At 42.9% G+C, this 18,187-nt stretch carries 17 protein-coding genes; 10 read left to right on the top strand and 7 right to left on the bottom strand.

Annotated elements, in window-relative coordinates:
- Positions 1-5 precede the first annotated feature (5 nt).
- The 3 genes from dnm_RS19990 to dnm_RS19980 all read left to right on the top strand — a co-directional run bounded on the left by dnm_RS19990 (position 6) and on the right by dnm_RS19980 (position 4,937).
- Positions 6-1,139, top strand: a complete 1,134-nt coding sequence (locus dnm_RS19990; protein WP_207678670.1) for a protein-glutamate methylesterase/protein-glutamine glutaminase — start codon at positions 6-8, stop codon at positions 1,137-1,139.
- The gene (locus dnm_RS19985) at positions 1,136-2,029 is read left to right on the top strand and encodes a CheR family methyltransferase (protein WP_207678669.1); all 894 of its coding nucleotides are present in this window, start codon (positions 1,136-1,138) and stop codon (positions 2,027-2,029) included. The genes dnm_RS19990 and dnm_RS19985 overlap by 4 nt, the downstream gene beginning before the upstream one ends.
- 70 nt (positions 2,030-2,099) lie before the next feature.
- Entirely contained in the window at positions 2,100-4,937 is a 2,838-nt protein-coding gene (locus dnm_RS19980) for a PAS domain S-box protein (RefSeq protein ID WP_207678668.1), read from the top strand.
- A gap of 305 nt (positions 4,938-5,242) precedes the next feature.
- Here dnm_RS19980 and tatA read toward each other — a convergent pair whose 3' ends face one another.
- Positions 5,243-5,434, bottom strand: coding sequence for a twin-arginine translocase TatA/TatE family subunit (gene tatA, locus dnm_RS19975; RefSeq protein ID WP_207678667.1), 192 nt, complete (start codon positions 5,432-5,434; stop codon positions 5,243-5,245).
- 466 nt (positions 5,435-5,900) lie between these two features.
- On the opposite strand from tatA, the gene dnm_RS19970 reads away from it, so the two are divergent.
- The 5 genes from dnm_RS19970 (at position 5,901) to dnm_RS19950 (ending at position 11,561) form a co-directional block, all read left to right on the top strand.
- The gene (locus dnm_RS19970) at positions 5,901-6,974 is read left to right on the top strand and encodes a uroporphyrinogen decarboxylase/cobalamine-independent methonine synthase family protein (protein WP_207678666.1); all 1,074 of its coding nucleotides are present in this window, start codon (positions 5,901-5,903) and stop codon (positions 6,972-6,974) included.
- 91 nt (positions 6,975-7,065) lie between these two features.
- Positions 7,066-7,914: an AAA family ATPase gene (locus dnm_RS19965; protein WP_207678665.1), complete on the top strand. Its 849-nt coding sequence runs from the start codon at positions 7,066-7,068 to the stop codon at positions 7,912-7,914.
- 109 nt (positions 7,915-8,023) lie between these two features.
- Complete coding sequence (locus dnm_RS19960; RefSeq protein WP_207678664.1) at positions 8,024-9,214, top strand: vWA domain-containing protein; 1,191 nt, start codon at positions 8,024-8,026, stop codon at positions 9,212-9,214.
- 221 nt (positions 9,215-9,435) lie between these two features.
- The gene (locus tag dnm_RS19955) at positions 9,436-10,227 is read left to right on the top strand and encodes a DsbA family protein (RefSeq protein ID WP_207678663.1); all 792 of its coding nucleotides are present in this window, start codon (positions 9,436-9,438) and stop codon (positions 10,225-10,227) included.
- 833 nt (positions 10,228-11,060) lie between these two features.
- Complete coding sequence (locus tag dnm_RS19950; protein WP_207678662.1) at positions 11,061-11,561, top strand: cyclic nucleotide-binding domain-containing protein; 501 nt, start codon at positions 11,061-11,063, stop codon at positions 11,559-11,561.
- Here dnm_RS19950 and dnm_RS19945 read toward each other — a convergent pair.
- The 5 genes from dnm_RS19945 to dnm_RS19925 all read right to left on the bottom strand — a co-directional run bounded on the left by dnm_RS19945 (position 11,545) and on the right by dnm_RS19925 (position 14,025).
- Positions 11,545-11,949: a hypothetical protein gene (locus tag dnm_RS19945; protein WP_207678661.1), complete on the bottom strand. Its 405-nt coding sequence runs from the start codon at positions 11,947-11,949 to the stop codon at positions 11,545-11,547. The two genes, dnm_RS19950 and dnm_RS19945, sit on opposite strands and share 17 nt — an antisense overlap.
- Positions 11,950-11,953: 4 nt before the next feature.
- On the bottom strand, positions 11,954-12,277 hold the full coding sequence (locus dnm_RS19940) for a hypothetical protein (protein ID WP_207678660.1): 324 nt from the start codon (positions 12,275-12,277) through the stop codon (positions 11,954-11,956).
- A complete protein-coding gene (locus tag dnm_RS19935) occupies positions 12,274-12,936 on the bottom strand; it encodes an RNA polymerase sigma factor (RefSeq protein ID WP_246556042.1) in 663 nt (220 codons plus the stop codon). The genes dnm_RS19940 and dnm_RS19935 overlap by 4 nt, the downstream gene beginning before the upstream one ends.
- A 125-nt stretch (positions 12,937-13,061) precedes the next feature.
- The gene (locus tag dnm_RS19930; protein WP_207678659.1) at positions 13,062-13,562 is read right to left on the bottom strand and encodes a Spy/CpxP family protein refolding chaperone; all 501 of its coding nucleotides are present in this window, start codon (positions 13,560-13,562) and stop codon (positions 13,062-13,064) included.
- A gap of 52 nt (positions 13,563-13,614) precedes the next feature.
- Positions 13,615-14,025, bottom strand: coding sequence for a hypothetical protein (locus dnm_RS19925; protein WP_207678658.1), 411 nt, complete (start codon positions 14,023-14,025; stop codon positions 13,615-13,617).
- Between the two features lie 393 nt (positions 14,026-14,418).
- Here dnm_RS19925 and dnm_RS19920 point away from each other — a divergent pair, with 393 nt between their 5' ends.
- Positions 14,419-14,667, top strand: coding sequence for a hypothetical protein (locus tag dnm_RS19920; RefSeq protein WP_207678657.1), 249 nt, complete (start codon positions 14,419-14,421; stop codon positions 14,665-14,667).
- Between the two features lie 85 nt (positions 14,668-14,752).
- On the opposite strand, the gene dnm_RS19915 is transcribed toward dnm_RS19920, so the two are convergent.
- Complete coding sequence (locus dnm_RS19915; protein WP_207678656.1) at positions 14,753-16,000, bottom strand: THUMP domain-containing class I SAM-dependent RNA methyltransferase; 1,248 nt, start codon at positions 15,998-16,000, stop codon at positions 14,753-14,755.
- 706 nt (positions 16,001-16,706) lie between these two features.
- Here dnm_RS19915 and dnm_RS19910 point away from each other — a divergent pair.
- Positions 16,707-18,161 carry a glycoside hydrolase family 130 protein gene (locus dnm_RS19910; protein ID WP_246556041.1) on the top strand — a complete coding sequence of 485 codons (1,455 nt, stop codon included), beginning with the start codon at positions 16,707-16,709 and terminating at the stop codon, positions 18,159-18,161.
- The last annotated feature ends 26 nt before the right edge of the window (positions 18,162-18,187 follow it).

The following is an 18,187-nucleotide window of genomic DNA, read 5'->3' as shown; positions in this document are numbered from 1 at the left end:
AATCAATGCGTATAAAGACAAAAATTCTCATTGTTGATGACTCCCGTATTTTCCGCAGTGCGATAGAGGAAAGTCTGTCAGGCGAAGATGACATTGAAGTGATCGGTTCTGTCAGGAACGGCATCAAAGCCATTGAGTTCATTCGGTCACATCGCCCTGATCTTGTCACGCTTGATATTGAGATGCCGGATATGGACGGACTGGAGACCCTGAAAGAGATTCGGAAAATCAATGCCTCAGACAATAATATTCCGCCTATCGGGGTGATCATGGTTAGTTCTGTCACGAACAAAGGCGCGGATATCACAATCAAAGCACTGGAAGCAGGCGCGTTTGACTTTATAACAAAACCTGAAGGAAAGATGTTGGCAGAAAGCATTGAAATCCTGCATCGCCGACTGGTGATAAAGATTCGTTATTTCGCATCCAGGCGTATTTCTTCATATCTTGCAAAAGGCCCGGTCAGACTGTCCTCTTCCCCTGTTTATAAGCAAAAATCGGCTCGGTCCGGGACTATGTCAGCGAGGCCCGGAGCTTTTGTTTCCTCAAGAATCAAGGCAATACTTATCGGAGTTTCCACAGGCGGACCAAGGGCCCTGGCCGAAATCCTGCCCCCGCTTTGTGAAAAAGTAAGCGTGCCGATATTTATTGTTCAGCACATGCCTCCGACTTTTACGCAATCCCTTGCCAACAGTCTGAATCTCAGGTGTTCTTATACCGTGACCGAAGGCCTGAACAACAGTGTTGTTCAGGAGCGTCATGTGTATATCGCGCCCGGAGGAAGGCATATGCTGCTTCGCCGAAGGCGCGGCAATATTCTGATTATTACGAACAAACAGCCCCCGGAGAAAGGGTGCAGACCTTCGGCCGATGTGCTTTTCCGGTCCGCTGCGACCGTATATGGGGGAGATGTCATCGCCATCATCCTTACCGGCATGGGAGCGGATGGCACAAAAGGCGCAGGAACCCTCAAACGGTCGGGAGCCTATGTGATTGCCCAGGATGAAGAAAGCAGCGTGGTATGGGGAATGCCCGGGAGTGCCGAAGCTTCCGGCAATGTGGACAAGATATTGCCCCTTGAGAATATTCCCGAAGCCGTAAGCGATATTATTCACAGATTGAAAGGAGCAGGACAATGAAACTTTCCGAAAATGAATTTGAACTGCTGCGAAATTATATTTATAATATATGCGGTCTTTTTATTCCTGATAACAAGGCATATCTGATCCGGCAACGGCTTGAACCCATTGCCGAAGCTGCAAAATGCAGGAGCTTTGGTGAATTTTATCGGAAGATCAAATACAGTCCTCTCCCCATCTATCAGGAGCAGATCATCAATGCTATCACCACCAATGAAACTTCTTTTTTCCGGGATACGCATCCTTTCCTTACCTTCAGAGAATACATTCTTCCGAGACTGAGTGAGATGATCCGGGAACGGAAATTGCGCGGGAACTCCAGGAAAGGCTCAAAAGTCGGCCTCTGGTCCGCAGGCTCATCCACGGGCCAGGAACCATACAGCCTTGCCATGGTGATTCATGAATATGTGGAGGAAAACAGATCCTTTCAAAAAGAGAAAGCTTTCCCGGTTTCTGTATCTGAGGAAGACTTCGGAATACTTGCCACAGATATATCCAGCGAGGTGCTTTCACGGGCAATAGTCGGTGAATATGGTGAGATGGAACTCCGGCGAGGGCTTTCATCCGAGCGTGTGGAAAAATATTTCGGAAAGGTCGGGGGACGCTGGCTCATCAACAGTTCGATTCGGAGCATGGTGGAATTCCGGCAAATGAACCTTATGAACACTTTTACCGTGCTGGGCGGCTTTGACGTGATTTTTTGCCGCAATGTGCTCATTTATTTTGATATTGATACAAAGTCCCGTATCATTGACCAATTCCACACCATGCTTTCCGAGAACGGACTTCTCATTCTCGGGACAACAGAAAATGTTTATGCCCTCACAGATAAATTTGACTCTCTTCATTACGGAGAGACGCTTCTCTATAAGAAAAAAGCCGTTATTTAGCTGGCCTGCAGGATGCCTCTGTCATTATGCGATGTTCCGCCCCTTTGTCAAATAAACTGAGAGAAAAGAGATGAAAAATAAAACCCAGTCAGAACCATTTAATAACTTGATAAATTTTGAAAAAATGCCACATCCGCTTCAAAAGGAAGACATTTCAGCCTTATCACCCGAAGAAACCCTCAGTCTTATTAAGGAACTGCAAATTCATCAGACTGAATTGAAACTTCAGAATAAAAAACTTTTCAGGTGTCAGTCAGAACTGGAAGGCTTACACAAAAAATATGCGGATCTGTATGATTTTGCGCCTGTGGGATATTTTGTTGCGGATAAAAATGGGCTGATCCTTGAGGTAAATTTTGAAGGAGCTGATCTTTTGGGCTTTGAAAAACACGAGCTGATAAAAAGGAGCTTGTTGGTTTTTATTGCGCCTGATGTTCAGGATATTTTTTATGATCATCATAAAAAAGTTTTTGAAACCGGAACCAGGCAATCTTGCGAGCTGAAACTTGTGAAAAAAGATGGCACTCAGTTTTATGCAGTTCTTCAAAGCAATGCCATACAGGATTCTGAGGGAAATCTGAGTCAAATTCAGATGGTCGTGACAGATATTGATGAGATTAAACAAAGAGAAAAGTCGCTTCAAAAAAGTGAAAAACAGTTCCAGGCCCGCTATATGGGGATTCAGGTGCCTACATATACATGGCAAAAGCAGGATGATGATTTTGTTCTGACAGATTACAATATCGCGGCGGAAATTTTTAGCAAAGGAAAGATTAAAAAATACATCGGGGAAAAAATCAGCGTATATTGTCAGGATAATCCGAATGTTATTGCAGACTGTGACGAATGCTATAAAAAAAAGAAAACCATCCGTAAGCAAACCCGTTATAAAATCAGCGCAACAGGAGAGGTCAGGCTTCTTGATATCAGCTATGTTTTTATTCCGCCGGATTTGGTTATGATTCATACCGAAGATATAACCAGGCGGCATAGGGCTGAAGAGAATCAGCGTAAATTTGAGTTCATTGCCAACAGTTCCAAAAATTTCATGACACTCATTAACAGAGATTATGTTTATGAAGCTGTGAATCGCACCTATCGCGAATATTTTAACATGTCCAAAGAAGAGATCGTTGGGAAAACAGTGGCAGATGTCTGGGGTCAGGATGTCTTTGCCAATTATATCAAAGCGAAACTGGACAAATGTTTTGCAGGGGAAGAAGGTCACTTCGAAGGATGGATTGAATTTCATGGGAAAGGCTCAGGCTATTATGATGTCAGTTATTATCCTTATTTTAACGAAAAAAATGAAATTACCCATGTCGCGGTGTTTTCATCTGACCAGACAGAACACAGGCGGGCAAAGGACGCACTCAGAGAAAGCGAAGAACGATTTTCATTATTCATGGATAATCTCCCGGGTGTGGTATTTATAAAAGATGAAAATTTTAATCATCTCTATATCAATAAATATATGGAGAATATTCTGAACAAAGGTGTGATCGGTAAATCACCATACGAATTATTTTCAAAAGAAATCGCGGATAACTTTATTGAAGAAGATAAAAAAGTCATTGCCGAAGGCATTCAGATGATCAATGAAGCGATACTGGATCAGTACGGAGTCAGTCATACCTATCGGACAATCAAATTTCCAATTATTCAGGAAGGGAAACCTCTTCTTATTGGTGGCATTGCCTTGGACATAACAAACCAGGTGACGGCTGAGAAAGCACTGAAAGAAAGCGAGGCCAAATTCCGGGCCCTCGCGGAAAACACTGTCTCAAGTATTTTTATCTATCAGAAAGACAGCTATGTTTATGCAAATCCGGCATTCGAAACCCTGACAGGTTATACCAGGAAAGAACTTGCTTTAATGTCATACCGAAATATAATTCACCCTGATATGGCAAAGATTATTCACTCACGGCATCAGGCCAGACTGCGAGGTGAACCTGTGATTTCTTCTTACAAGGCCAAAATTCTGACACAAAAAAAGGAAACCCGATGGATTGATTTCACTATGACTCCGATAGAATATGAGGGAGAATCTGCTTTCCTGGGAACTGCTTTTGACATCACCGATAACGTACTGGCGCAGGATGAACTGAAACAGGCTTATGAAAAACTCAGAGACACTCAGGCCCAGCTTATTCAATCAGCAAAACTGGTCTCCATCGGAGAACTGGCGGCCGGGATGGCTCACGAGCTGAATCAGCCCCTGATGGTCATCCGGGGAAATGCCCAGTTTATTTTACTATGCCTTAAGGAAAATGGCGTCAATAAAGATGAAGTTATAAAAATATTTGAGATAATTGAAAGAAATACTACAAGGATGATGAATATCATCAAGCACCTTCGCATTTTTTCCCGACAGTCCAACTCAAATTTCCAACTGACAGACATAAACAAAGTTATTGAAGACACTTTTTTGATGATATACGAACAATTACATGTGCATAATATTGAAGTGAAAAAGTATCTGGACCGGGATATTCCCGAAGTTTATGGGGATGCCAATCAGTTGGAGCAGGTTTTTTTGAACCTGTTTTCAAATGCCAGGGATGCAATTGAAGAAGAAAAACAAGGAGATACAGATAATGATGAAGGATATGTCATCTCAGAAAAAAAGGTGCTGGAAATCATCTCCAGGCTCTCCAAAACAGATAAAAAGACTGTGGAAATTTGGGTTTCAGACACTGGCAGCGGTATTGCTCAGGATAACATGGAAAATATTTTCGATCCGTTTTTTACAACCAAAGAAGTGGGAAAAGGCACGGGCCTGGGACTTTCCATTGCTTACGGAATCATCGAGGCACACGGAGGACATATTGAAGTGGCTGAAACCAGCCCTGACGGAACAAGTTTCAGAATAAGGCTTCCTGTGGCAAGGAGTGATCAAGTTTAAATGAAAGTCGAACAGGGCTTATGTTTAGGAACGCTGTCTGTCCCCTTTCCGGCTTCCCTGCCCGCGTTCGGAATTACTTTTCAAACACGCTCTTAGATTTTAAAATTATTGGATAACCACCATATGTAATTTCAAATAGCTGCATCTCTGCCCAAATTAACTCATCCGTTCTGATTTCGATTTTTCATGCGCTAACTGGCTGAATCACGGATTTTGGGACACTCATCGAATATAAAATTTTCCGCTAATCCGCGGTCGATTATAGCCGAATCCATGATTCAGACCTTTAACGCCGAACAAGAAGATCAGGTGATTTTGTCCCCGTCTTCAAGCTTTTTCTTTTCTTCCTCTTTTCTTTCTGCATCTGTGGTGGCAGTTTTGAAATTCTTTATTGCCTTACCCATACCGGCACCGATCTCCGGAAGTTTGCCAGCTCCGAAAATTATCAGGATAATAACAAGAATTACAATAAGTTCTGGCATTCCAATTCCAAACATAAAAAACCTCCTCTTCATAAGATCAGAACTTCCGAACCATTGGAAATTTCAGAAGCCTGAATGTATAATTAATTTGTATGCCACATTTTTCATATTTTTATCAAGAAAAAACTTGATCATTGCATACAACCTTTTGTATCGTTTCTAAGCTCCAAAAAAACTTGATAATTGATAATGGATAATTGATAATTGATAATTTTCAATTCCTGACCTTAACTTTCAGCGCTGTTCGGTGGGTTTCGCTTCGCTCCACCCACCCTACATTTCTACATTTCGGATCAATTATTTTTTGGGAAATTCCTTATTCGAATCGGGTCAAAAAATCTGATCATCGGGTATATAAAAACAAAATCTGACCGAAGACCTCCGAGGTTTTCAAAACCTCGGAGGTCTGAGTGTCTCGGAGGTCCGAACGCAGTTTTATGATTTCCTATACAATAAATAAAGAAAGAAAGGAGATTGAATAATGGTAAAAAATTTTCAGGCAAATGCTCTCCCGGTTCTGATCGGAAGCCTTCCCATGGGAGATCATGAGGACGCTATCGAGCTTGTCTTAAATCACACCCCTGAAGTTCCTTTGTGGGTTCAGCTGCCGGTTTATAAAGAAGAGGGGATGATTTTTCAGTTTTTACCGGGTTTTCCGGGGCTTACAATCGAAGGTGACAAGGCTTTCATAAATACGGCAGGTGAAACATTTGATGATGATCTCCTTAAATTTTATGAAGAGTATATGGCAGATATAGAAGGAAAAGCAGATACTTACAACTCCAGATTTGCCCTGAAAGCAGATACTGCCAAAGGATTTTTTACATTGACAGAACATATCGGGGCACTTCCCAAGCCCCCGATTGCTGTCAAAGGACAGATAGCCGGCCCCATAACCTTTGCCACAGCAGTGAAAAATCAGAACGGAAGAGCCATTTTTTATGATGAACAACTGAGGGATGCGGCTGTAAAGCTTCTGGCCCGGAAAGCCAGTTGGCAGGTAAGACAATTGTCCAGATTCGGATGCCCTGTGATTATCTTTTTTGACGAACCTGCTCTTGCCGGATTTGGTTCATCTGAATTTATCAGCATTTCCAATGAGGAAGTTGCCGCATGTTTTGAGGAGGTTATTGAAGCCGTACACGCTGAAGGCGGTCTGGCAGGCATCCATGTGTGTGCAAATACTGAATGGCCTGTGGTCCTGGAATCTCCTACGGATATTGTCAGCTTTGACGCGTATTCTTTTTTTGATAAATTTATACTTTTTGCAGACCATATTAAAAAATTTATCGAATCAGGACGTATTGTTGCCTGGGGGATTGTTCCGACCTCACAAGCAGATGATATTGAAAGAGAAACAGCGGATTCACTGGTGAACAAGTGGAAAGATCAGATGAAGGAGATTGAGGCACTGGGTATTAATAAATCCATCATATTGGCAAACTCCCTTATTACCCCGAGCTGCGGAACAGGTTCTTTAAGCCTTGACCATGCAACGAAAGTGCTTAAATTGACAAAAGACGTTTCGGAAAAGTTAAGAAGTGATATTCGATAGGTGGTCTGAGTGTCTGAGTATTTATTCACCAATAATCGGATATCTGAACACTCAGACACTTAAAAAAATTTTTTAGACGAGGTTTTTTTTAATGGTTGATAACAAAACAAAATTTTCAGGAGCAACTCGTTATATTTTAGACAGTGAACTGGCCAGTATTGTGAACATATCCATGTCACTTGAAATGCCGCTTCTGCTGAAAGGTGAACCAGGAACCGGCAAAACCATGCTCGCCCATGCCATTGCGGAAAGCTTGCAAATGCCGCTGATTGTGCTGAATGTGAAATCCAGCATGAAACTGATTGAAGGGCTTTATCAGTATGACACGCTCACACGGTTAAATGACAGCCGGTTCGGTGATTCCAAAAGAGATGTCAGCAATATTGAAAACTACATAAAAATGGGAAAGATCGGCCAGGCATTTACTGCTGATACCAGAACCGTTTTGTTAATTGATGAAATTGACAAGGCAGACACAGACTTTCAGGATGATATGCTGGATGTGCTGGATCAGATGGAATTCGACATTATTGAAATTGATAAAACCATAACAGCCAAACACCGCCCGGTCATTATCATTACGTCCAATGCCAAAAAAGATCTGTCAGATCCGTTTCTGGGCCGGTGTAATTTCCATCATATTGCCTTTCCTGATCCCAAGATGATGCGCAAAATCATTGATGTCCATTTTCCAGGACTTGATTCGGAACTTTTGGAAAATTCAGTCTCCACCTTTTACAAACTTCGGGAGCTTGAAGCCATAGAGAAAAAACCCGCCACCAGGGAGCTGATTAACTGGATACGTGCCCTGAACGCTGATCCTGACTTTAAGCCCAAAAAACTGATCAAAGGTGAGGTGCCGTTTCTGGGTGTTCTGTTCAAAAAAAGCCAGGATTATGGCCGGGCTACGAATTTCACCAGCCGCCGCAGATTATTTTAATTGAGTCAGTTATCAGTGAAACTTGAAACTTGAAACTCGAAACTCGGAACTTGAAACTGATAACTGATGCCTGATAACTGATAATTGACAACTGATAACTGATAAAAAAATGTTTATAGATTTCTTTTATAAATTAAAGAGTTTAGGAATACCTGTCAGCCCGACTTCGTTTCTGACCCTTCAAAAAGCGTTAAGCAGGGGGCTTATCAATTCTGTGGATGAGTTCTACACTTGCGCCCGGTCAATTTTGGTGAAAAGTGAACGATATTTTGACCTGTTTGATCAGATATTCGCCCATCATTTTGAAGGGGCCGAACTGCCGGATTATGATGAGGCTGAATTTTCCCAAATGGCAAAGGAGTTGCTGGAACAATGGTTGCAGGACCCCAAAACGCTTGCGGATGCACTTGGTGTTGATGAGTCAAAACTCAACAAGCTTAATCCTGACGAACTCCTTGACTATTTCAAGGAGCGTCTTAAAGAGCAGACAGGACGCCATGACGGCGGAGGCAAGTGGATCGGAACCGGGGGAACATCCCCGGTGGGGCATTCCGGGTATCATCCGGGAGGAATGCGTGTGGGAGGCGTATCCCGGAATAAGTCTGCTGTAAAGGTCGCCATGGAACGCAGGTATAAAGATTATTCCTTGAGCGGTCCGCTGACGCAGGCCATGGTGGGCGAGGCCCTGAAACGGCTCCGGAATATGATCCCCTCGGGTCCCAAAGATCAGGTGAATGTTGATGCCACCATTTACCAGACCTTGAAGAACGGAGGGGAAATTGAGATTGTTTTTGAAAGAAGTCTGAAAGACCGTCTCAAGGTCATCCTTGCCATTGATAACGGGGGATGGTCCATGGATCCTTATATCCCAGTTGTTCAGACCATTTTTGATTATGCCAGGGGACAGTTTAAGGAACTGAAAACCTATTTTTTTCACAATACCATTTATGACAGTGTATGGGAGGACCCGTCAAGATACAGAAAGCCTCAAAAAGTGGATGAGTTCGCCCGTTTTGACCCGGAAACCCGGCTGGTTATCGTGGGCGACGCGAGCATGGCACCTTATGAGCTAATGGCTACGGACGGGTCAATTTATGTGCATGAACGGAGCGGAAAAGCGAGCCTTGAGCGTCTGAAATTTATGGCGGAAACTTTTCCCCATTGTGTATGGCTGAACCCTGTGTCTTCAAATATGTGGGATTATACCCGGACGATTACCATTATTCGCCAGATTTTTCCCATGTTTGAGCTCTCAATTGACGGGCTGGAAAGTGCGATAACCCACCTCATGGCAAAATAGATCAGAATTCAGGCTGTGTGCAAGGTCGCAAGGGTTCGGAACCACTGATTAACACGGATTTCGCTGATTTCATCGATTGAAAAAAATTTGTGCAATCCCTTTAATCAGTGGTAATCAGTGGCTCAGAACCACTGATTAACGGAAATCAAAGATAGTTGCTGAAATAAAACAGAGAATCACTTTCCCGAGCCCGGATGAGTTTTTAACGGAGATAGAAAGTAATGAAAAAAATGCTGATGAAATTTATGGCTTTTATGGGACTGATCCTTTTTAGTGCCGCGGCAACCTCCGCGGGCGAAGTCGCCATTGATGGCAAGATCACCATTGATGAAGACAGGTTGCGTGAGGTTATCAAGGAAGTAATTAAGGAAAATCCGAAACTGATCTACGAGACCATTAATGCCTATGCAAAGCATGAAAAAAAGAGAAAACTGGCAGAGAGGCTGGAATCAAGTTTCAAAAATCGGATAAATGGTCTTACTGTTGATGAGAAAATAAATCCGGTAATGGGGTCGAAAGACGCTCCGATTACCATTATTGAATTTACAGATTTTCAATGCCCGTATTGCTCAAGAGCAGCCAGAACCGTTGAAAGGGTCTTAAAAAAATATCCTGGCAAAGTCAGACTGGCATTAAAGAACAATCCGCTTGATTTTCACAAACAGGCTTTGCCTGCGGCCAGTGCGGCCCTGGCTGCCAATAAACAGGGAAAATTCTGGGAATACCATGATCTCCTCTTTAAAAATGCCTCAGATTTAAATGAAGAGATGTTTGTCAAATTTGCTGAAGATCTATCCCTTGATGTGGAAAAATTCAACAAAGACCGGAATTCTGATGAAATAATCGTTCAGATAGAAGCTGAGAGGGAAGAAGCAGAAAAATATAAATTGAAAGGAACCCCGTCATTTGTGGCAAATGGCATTGTTATAAGAGGTGCCCAGAAGATAGACTATTTTTCAAAAGTTGTTGATCGCCTTTTGGCAGAAAAAAAAGCAGAAAAAAAACAAAAATAAATCATAATATCATAGCAAACCGGGTTTTTCAAAAACCCGGTTTGCTTGCCTTAGATTCAAGCAGCTTCGTTATTCGGAACCAGGGTGCCTGGTTTCTGGTTTTTCTCCGGAATCCCCGGCTTCCCAAAACCTCCGACTATCCCCGTTCCGCTACCATGTAACCATGTAACCTCTCAAAATCAGGATAAGCATTGGTGCCATGTTCTGTAATGTCAAACCCTTTTATTTCCTTATCTGCCTTTGTGGCAGTAAGCGCTTCCGGAGTGCAAAAATTTTATTTTTGCATTTGCGAAAAAGCATTTTTCGCACTCCGGAAAAATTTGCCTGCTATCAGGTCAACAGTGTTGCCCCGCCAGACCCCGTAAGGGCCGCATATCCTCAGTATAATTTTTCAATAAATAAAAAACGTTACAGTGGATTGCCAGTCTCCCCTAAATCCGTTATAATAAAATAATCGGCTTTGCTCTGTTTTTGCTCTTCGGAAAAAAATTTTGATCTGCTGATATTATTTATTTGGTGTTCTCTAAATTCGTACACTGTTGACAAGAGCTTGATATCCTGATTTAAATGGATTTTGTCGGGCTGAAAAATTGTGTACGAACCTGTGACGTTGGTCTGTTCATTTCAAGGAAGTGTAAAATAATTTATTGAATTGTTGTAATCAGGAATAAAGAAGGAAATTCATATTTTTCCCACGCTGAAGCGTGAAACCAATTTTCAAAAGGCCGATGGCATGAGCTGATGCTGAAATTTCATTTCCGCACTTCCTCACCTCAATTTATGAATACGCCCGGATTAAAGCATTTTTAAAGCGCATGACAGGAGTATAAAAAATGTTCCGATCAAAATATTTTAAGAATAACATTCTGAATATACAAAGGCTTATAACAAATCCGCCCCTGAGAAAATTTGAAATCAAAAATCTCAGGCAGTCGCTCAGACTGAGCAGGATAAAAGCTTACGAAGATGGGGAGCTTATTATTGAAAAAAACGACAGGGATCCGTGTATTTATTTTCTTTTATCCGGTAAGGTACGCGTCAGGAAAGAAGGAGCAAAAAGCGAAATAATTGACAGGCAGGGGGAAATATTCGGAGAAATGGAAATATTGGATGGTTTGGTGACAACAGCCTCTGTGTACGCGGAAGGCAAAGTGGTTTGTCTGGCAGTGAACCCTCCTTCCTTTGCAAACAGGCTTACCTCTGATGAGATAACAGATGTTTTATTGTTATTATACAGGATATTTATGGAATTCATTGCCATCCGGTTGCGTCTGATCAACGATGAGCTGGTTAAGACTAAAAAAGAAGCTGAAAGACTCAGGGGCGGTGCCTGAACTTCTTGCGACACCAGCGTTTTTTTAATTTTTCACTGAGTTCATCCATTTTCTGTTTCTGTTCGTCGTTCAGATGTTTCTTTATTGCCAGCACTGCATGATCAAATATTTTTTCCAACTCAGGGTGGTGTTTTCGTCTGAATTCATGCAGCCGGGTCAGCGTGTTATCCACGATTTTTTCAATTTCAAGACGCTGGGAAGGTGTCAGATCAAGTTCGGCTGAGAGTTTTTTCATGGCCAGAACCCTTTTCCCTAAAGGACCCCCTCCCTTTGCAAAAGCTTCAATCCTGTGTCTGATATATATTCCGGTTCCCACTGAACCGATGACACCACCCAGAAAAAAAACAAAGACCACACCTGCAATTATTTTTATTTTATTCATCTTCATCGGCTTATATTCCGAAATATTGTGTAAAAGTGAAATCCATTGGATCAGTTATAAAGAGTTTTGCCAGTTCATATTCGGGCTGAAAACCTGTCTGAAGCGCATAAGCAGATAAAATAAGCGCTAAAAAACAGGCACCCGTGGCAAAACGCCATACAAACTGGTCAAACAGCTTAACATAATTTATTTCGGAACTGAGCGGCCCCAGAAGCCGGATATGACGCATTACATTCATCTGCCATTCTTCGCCGGTCTCAGTGTTTTCTTTTTCATGATAAGCTCTGATAAATGCTTTTTTTAGCTTCATATGATCTTTCTTAAAGAATTTCATATCTCCCTCTCTTGTCTTTCAATGAATCCGGTAAGCAGCTTATGAAGTTTTTTACGAGAACGAAATAAGCGGATTTTTACATTGGCAATACTCCATCCCAGAAGTTCCGCGGCTTCTTTTCCTGATAAGCCTTTCAGATAAATCAGCTCCAAAACCATTCTGTCCTCGGGTGATAATCTGTCCAAAGCATAATCCAAAACCTCTCTGGCTTCTTTTTGCAATTCGTTTTCGCTGAATGACTGCTCAGACTGGTCCGAGATGACCTTTTCTACCCAGTGCTGCTGTTTTTCAGTCAGAGAACTCATGGGGAGTTCCCGGGAACGATATGTTTTTCTCCAAAAATCATAGCAGGTCCGCACGGCAATTCTGGCTAACCATTGTTTGAAACTGCCCTTGTTTTTGAATTTCGGCAAAGACTGATAAGCCCGTATAAACACATCATGGGCAGTTTCCTCCACCTGATCATAAGGAATATGCTTATTGACAATTTTAAAAACATAATCTTTGTATTTTTTCAGCAAATGTTCATAAGCGTTTACATCGCCCTCAATGACCCGGCGAACAATTTCAACGTCACTGTCTGAATGATTATGCATGGTTTCAGAATTCTTTTTACATCGGGCCTGTCCGTCAGTTCGGCGTGCCAAAGTTGGTGACATGAGACGTCCGAGGTTTTCAAAACCTCGGACGTCTCACTACACAGGCACGCCCTGACTAAGCCCTTTGCATCGGGTTTGCAGCTCAGAAAATAAAACATATCCCTTTCTGAGCCTTTTGGCAAGCTCTATTCACCGTGAGATTCAAGCCAGGCATCGAATTTTGAGTGTCTGAAATTCATACGCGCTTTCATTTTCTCTGTCATTTCTGCTTTTTTTTGCTTCAGAAGCTCAAGTTGTTCAGGTGTCAGCAGGGGCTTTATTTCAGAAAAAATTTTTGCTCGCAACACAAAAAAATCTTCCTGAAGAGATGCCGCCTTTTGAAAAGCTTCTCGGAGATTGGCTTCGTTAAATTCTTCGGTAAGCATCACAGTGTTCATGTTTCCTCTGGTCTCTGCAAGACTGTCAGCGGTGTTTCTTATATTGTCCCGATACTTCGTGAGAACATTCGCCACCTCGGTTTTCTGAGCCTCGGAAAGATCAAGCTGTCTGATCAGTCCTCTGAATCCCATGAATCCGCCGTCCATGCCAAACCCGTGATGATGTTTCCCAAATTTTCCGGCCATTGCCGCTCCGCTGAAAAGCATCACAAGAACCAATACCATACTTAATGTTTTCATTGCCTTCATTTTGTTGCCTCCTCTTATTAAAAGTGTTTATGTTGCTAATGACGGACAGTTTTTAACCGCGACGATTGCGTCCTTTTCCGCGCATTTTGTTACGTTTTTCATCTCGAATTTTTCTGAATTCATCCATCTGTTCCTTTGAGAGAACCCCTTCAAGACGCTTTTCAGTATCTTCCTGATTTTTTTGCATCTCATCCCTCATGGTGCGTCTGTCTGCCCGGCCCTTTCCTCTGTATTTCTCAAAAAGCGCACGCTGTTTTTCAATTTGCTCCTCCATAATCGGACGAACCTGTGCCTCCTGTTCCTCGGTCAGACTGAGCCGATCTTTCAGGACAGACATAATCTGATCCGGATTTCTCTCTGTCCCTCTGAATCTGCCCTTCTGCGCCGCGGCATACGATGCCGCCAGAAAAATGATGAGACTTCCGAAAATAACTGCCATTGTTGAAACTTTTCTTATGTTCATTGAAAACTCCTTTTTTAAATTAAACTGTTGATTTTAAAGGATTTAGGGGATGGCCGATTAAGCCCTGTAAGGGCCGTATATTTGCAGCATTCAGAGTGGCGGCCCCCGTAATGACAACGACAGAAAGAAACATTCATTGGCCGAGCCGATAACAGATTTTCCTTTCTTAATGAAATCTATCATGTTCACACCTCCCTTTCACTTACAATAGTCGGGAGGTGTTTCGAAAAGGTTACAAAAAAAAATTCACCAGATGTAATTCGATAATCAAATTTTTTTTGTCATTCCTGCGAAAGCAGGAATCCACAACTCCCGGAAGCACCGCATCAGCCAAAAACGGATTCCTGCTTTCGCAGGAATGACAAACTTTTTGTCCGAACCAAGTCAAAAAACTTGATTATCGAGTGTAAAAAACCGTCAGCGATCTCGTTCCCATGCTTCGCGTGGGAATGCCTTCAGGACGCTTCGCGTCCCGGATGGCGGACGGATTCGGGACGCGAAGCGTCCGCACTGCATTCCCACGCAAAGCATGGGAACGAGATCAACGAAATCAGGCGTGGAAACGAGATCAACGAGATCAGGCGTGGGAACGAGATCAGGCGTGGGAACGAGATCAACGAGACCAATAAGAAACTTTTTTGATCTGCTGAGTATCGCCGCCTGAATGTCTTGTGGTGTGTTCAGTTGGGGAAGAACTTGTGGCCAAACGGTGCGGGATGTTACGAGGTTATGTGATGTTTCCCACGAGCAGCGTCAGTTCCAGGCCGCCGTGGCTAAAGCGGTGACCTGTCAGTTTAAAAGGAACTTTTTTAACAAGATGCGCGTCCGGAGCGATAAGGGCAATTTTCCATCCCTTGTATTCTTGCTTCAGTTTGCGGCATACAGCGTGAAACAGATGATCGCTTTCCTGCTTTGTTCCGATGCGGAGTCCGTAAGGCGGATTAAGAACTACCAGCCCGGTTTGCTTTGTCAGTTTTGACGGAGAGACATCAAAAAAATCCGAACAGGAAACATTGATTATACCGGATAAGTCATTTCTCTCTATGCGTTTTTGAAGTATGTCGCAGGCGGATTTGTCTTTATCAGAAGCAAAGATTAGCGGTGTATCTATCTGAATAAAATTCTTTTCAGATTCCTGTTTTATATATGACCAGCGTCGGGGTCTGAACGAGGGCCAGCCCATGAATGCAAAATTTCTTAACCAGCCCGGGGGAGTGTTTGTCGCCATCATAGCAGCTTCAAGGGAAAAGGTGCCGGAGCCGCACATAGGATCCACAAGCGGCTCATTACAATTATAGCCCGCGAGCTTTAACGCTGCGGCCGCGATGGTCTCACGGATGGGTGCGTTGCCACCGTGAGTTTTGATTCCCCGTTTGTAAAGAATATCCCCACTGCTGTCAATGGATACAGTAAAGCGATCTTCCAGCACACGCACAAAAATCTGCTGGCTGCAAAATGAAAGATTTTTCGTGAATTCGGAATTCGCTTCAAAATTGAAAAGTAAACCCGTCTGAGCAAAGCGTTTTGAAATACTTTTTTGAAATCGCTCAGTGATGGCTGCTTTGTGGTAAAGCCTGGAATGTCTCGCTGTTACAGAAATTTGCGGCAGAAAATCCGCATAAGCCTCTGTTTTATTCCCTGCCTCGGCCCCGGGAACAAAAGGGAGAAAAAGCTCCCAGGGGAGTTCAGCTAGTTTTCTTTCAAGCTGACAGAAGTTGGTGGCTTTGAACATTCCGATTCGCATCAGGATTCTGGTCGCTGTGCGGAGGTTCAGATTGGTAAGATAACAGTCATGTATGCGTCCCCTGAACTCAACACCGCCTGAAACCACGATGGCACTTCTCACAGAGAGCGGAAGAGATGTTAACTCATCAAAGCAGAGTTTTTCAAAGCCAGGGGAAACTACCGCGAAAAATTCTCGTATTCGGCCTGTTACATGGCGTTTGATGCGTTTTGAAAGCGGATGTTCTGTCACAATGGAATTTCCTATTTGACCGGCCGGAATTATCTTCCGGTTCCGACATTTTCCTACGAGGGAGGCAGGTTTTATAATTTTCTGTACGGGAACCCAGAAAAACCTAATCATCAAGAAATAAGGTTTTTATGAATTTCCAATTAAACAGTCATCACCTGTCAGTCACAACAAAGCATGAAAAATTTATGATTTTTTTTAAACACTTAACACCTGCTATCGGACACCTGATATTTAGGGATTTTCTAAAAAATAAAATACCCAAAAATGTAGAAAATGCAGGGTGGGTGGAGCGAAGCGCTATAATCAGCAAGTCTTAAACAAAAATGATAGGGATAGCATAGGGATATGTCAAGTAGAATTCCTTTTTACGATGTTTGGAAAGGATCAGTATCACTGTTTTTCATTCTGTAAGATCGGGTCTGCAAATATTTCCGAACACGGGTTCCCTGGCCGGCGCTCCTTCCGGGTTATCTGGTTACTCATATTCATAATCTGATGTTGACAAGTATGATATAATATAGCATAGTTTTATTAGCATATCATCTGAAAATCGTATCAGACAAAGGCAGAAAACATCGGATTTATAACTGCCTCATATATTTATAAATGTTTTTTACCCCCATCCCTGAATATCCAAAAACACGAATAAAGATAAGCGATTCTGATGAAGAGCCTGTCCTCATTCATGGAGAGGAGGATAAATTATATGAAATCACTTCAAATAAAAAGAAAAAGACAGAAATTTGTTTCTGATTCCTCACGAGTCATTACAAAATTTTACGGTCCCGGGGGGGAAGCCCGGATGAAGCGCATTATTCAACGAGTTCTTTCTCTTTCTGATGAAGAATGCGAGGCAGCCGTTCAAAATGTACTTGAAGATTTTTCCGACCGCCATTTGAACCTTGAAAGCGACCTGCTGGCAAACTATCAGGAAACAGAGTACCTTGTGGAGACAGCTGAGGAACTTTCACGGAAGCGCAAGCTGCTGCTGGGGGCATATTTTACCCAGGAATATTCCATAGAATCCGCTGCCTTATTTAATCCTTCCATTGTGGCGCATCCTGATCAGACAAATTTGGAAGAAGGATCAGTCAGATGTATTCTCAGCTTCCGGGCCATCGGGGAGGGACAGATATCTTCTATCATATTTCGCAGCGGGGTTCTGGATGCAAACTGTAATTTCATCATGGATTGTGTCAGGCCCTTTTTAAAGACCCCCATTGTGGAACTTAACCCCACTTATGATAAGAAAGATTTTCTTACAAAACTGAAAGAGGCAAGGGTTTATGAAGATGTTTGCGCCCGGATTTTTGAAAAACTGCCCAACAGGTTTCTTTTTAATGAATTGCAGGAAAGCATCAGGGAGGTGGCAATGGCTTATCCCTCTTCTATCGCGGTGCGGGAGACCATTGAACTGATTTTCTGGGTTGCCCGGTCCGATTATGAAGCAAGTTTTCACCATCAGACCGATCTTTCTGAGCGGGTAATTTTTCCCGTGGCAAGAAATGAAAGTAACGGAATTGAGGATGCCCGTTTTGTACGCTTTACTGACGATGACGGGGATATACGCTACTACGCCACCTATACAGCTTTCAACGGACACACAATTTTACCGATGCTGCTGGAAACCAGGGACTTTCTGAGATTCAGGATGCGGGCACTCAGCGGCAAGCCGGTCAGAGACAGAGGACTGACACTGTTTCCTCGGAAAATCAATGGGAAGTACATGATGATCTCTCGTTATGACGGAGAAAATCTTTACCTCATGTCTTCTGATGATATCCATTTTTGGGACAGCGTTCAGAAACTCCAAACCCCGACAGAAACTTGGGAACTTATTCAGATCGGCAATTGCGGACCGCCCATTGAAACTGAAGCCGGATGGCTGCTTCTGACCCACGGTGTGGGGCCGTTAAGAAAATATTGTATCGGGGTTCAGCTCCTGGACCTGAATGATCCTTCCAAGATTATCGGCAGGTCAAAAACCCCGCTGATTATGCCCAATGAATACGAACGAGAAGGCTATCTTCCGAACGTGGTCTATACCTGCGGTGCCATAGTTCATAATGACAAACTGGTGATCCCTTATGCTGCCTCGGACACCACTTCGGGTATTGCCGTCATTGGTTTGAATCCACTGTTAGAAAGACTTTTGCAATGAAAAAAATAACAGGAGTTATACCCATC

The organism is Desulfonema magnum (assembly GCF_017377395.1).
Taxonomy (GTDB): Bacteria; Desulfobacterota; Desulfobacteria; order Desulfobacterales; family 4be13; genus Desulfonema_C; species Desulfonema_C magnum.
Note: the sequence above shows the minus strand (reverse complement) of the source record. Positions and strands in the feature narration are given on the sequence as shown.

What these genes read in the sequence shown, in the direction of transcription:
- dnm_RS19990 (WP_207678670.1), top strand. Translation starts at nt 6, where the DNA reads ATGCGTATAAAGACAAAAATTCTCATTGTTGATGACTCCCGTATTTTC.
- dnm_RS19985 (WP_207678669.1), top strand. Translation starts at nt 1,136, where the DNA reads ATGAAACTTTCCGAAAATGAATTTGAACTGCTGCGAAATTATATTTAT.
- dnm_RS19980 (WP_207678668.1), top strand. Translation starts at nt 2,100, where the DNA reads ATGAAAAATAAAACCCAGTCAGAACCATTTAATAACTTGATAAATTTT.
- tatA (WP_207678667.1), bottom strand. Translation starts at nt 5,434, where the DNA reads ATGTTTGGAATTGGAATGCCAGAACTTATTGTAATTCTTGTTATTATC.
- dnm_RS19970 (WP_207678666.1), top strand. Translation starts at nt 5,901, where the DNA reads ATGGTAAAAAATTTTCAGGCAAATGCTCTCCCGGTTCTGATCGGAAGC.
- dnm_RS19965 (WP_207678665.1), top strand. Translation starts at nt 7,066, where the DNA reads ATGGTTGATAACAAAACAAAATTTTCAGGAGCAACTCGTTATATTTTA.
- dnm_RS19960 (WP_207678664.1), top strand. Translation starts at nt 8,024, where the DNA reads ATGTTTATAGATTTCTTTTATAAATTAAAGAGTTTAGGAATACCTGTC.
- dnm_RS19955 (WP_207678663.1), top strand. Translation starts at nt 9,436, where the DNA reads ATGAAAAAAATGCTGATGAAATTTATGGCTTTTATGGGACTGATCCTT.
- dnm_RS19950 (WP_207678662.1), top strand. Translation starts at nt 11,061, where the DNA reads ATGTTCCGATCAAAATATTTTAAGAATAACATTCTGAATATACAAAGG.
- dnm_RS19945 (WP_207678661.1), bottom strand. Translation starts at nt 11,949, where the DNA reads ATGAAGATGAATAAAATAAAAATAATTGCAGGTGTGGTCTTTGTTTTT.
- dnm_RS19940 (WP_207678660.1), bottom strand. Translation starts at nt 12,277, where the DNA reads ATGAAATTCTTTAAGAAAGATCATATGAAGCTAAAAAAAGCATTTATC.
- dnm_RS19935 (WP_246556042.1), bottom strand. Translation starts at nt 12,936, where the DNA reads ATGTCACCAACTTTGGCACGCCGAACTGACGGACAGGCCCGATGTAAA.
- dnm_RS19930 (WP_207678659.1), bottom strand. Translation starts at nt 13,562, where the DNA reads ATGAAGGCAATGAAAACATTAAGTATGGTATTGGTTCTTGTGATGCTT.
- dnm_RS19925 (WP_207678658.1), bottom strand. Translation starts at nt 14,025, where the DNA reads ATGAACATAAGAAAAGTTTCAACAATGGCAGTTATTTTCGGAAGTCTC.
- dnm_RS19910 (WP_246556041.1), top strand. Translation starts at nt 16,707, where the DNA reads ATGAAATCACTTCAAATAAAAAGAAAAAGACAGAAATTTGTTTCTGAT.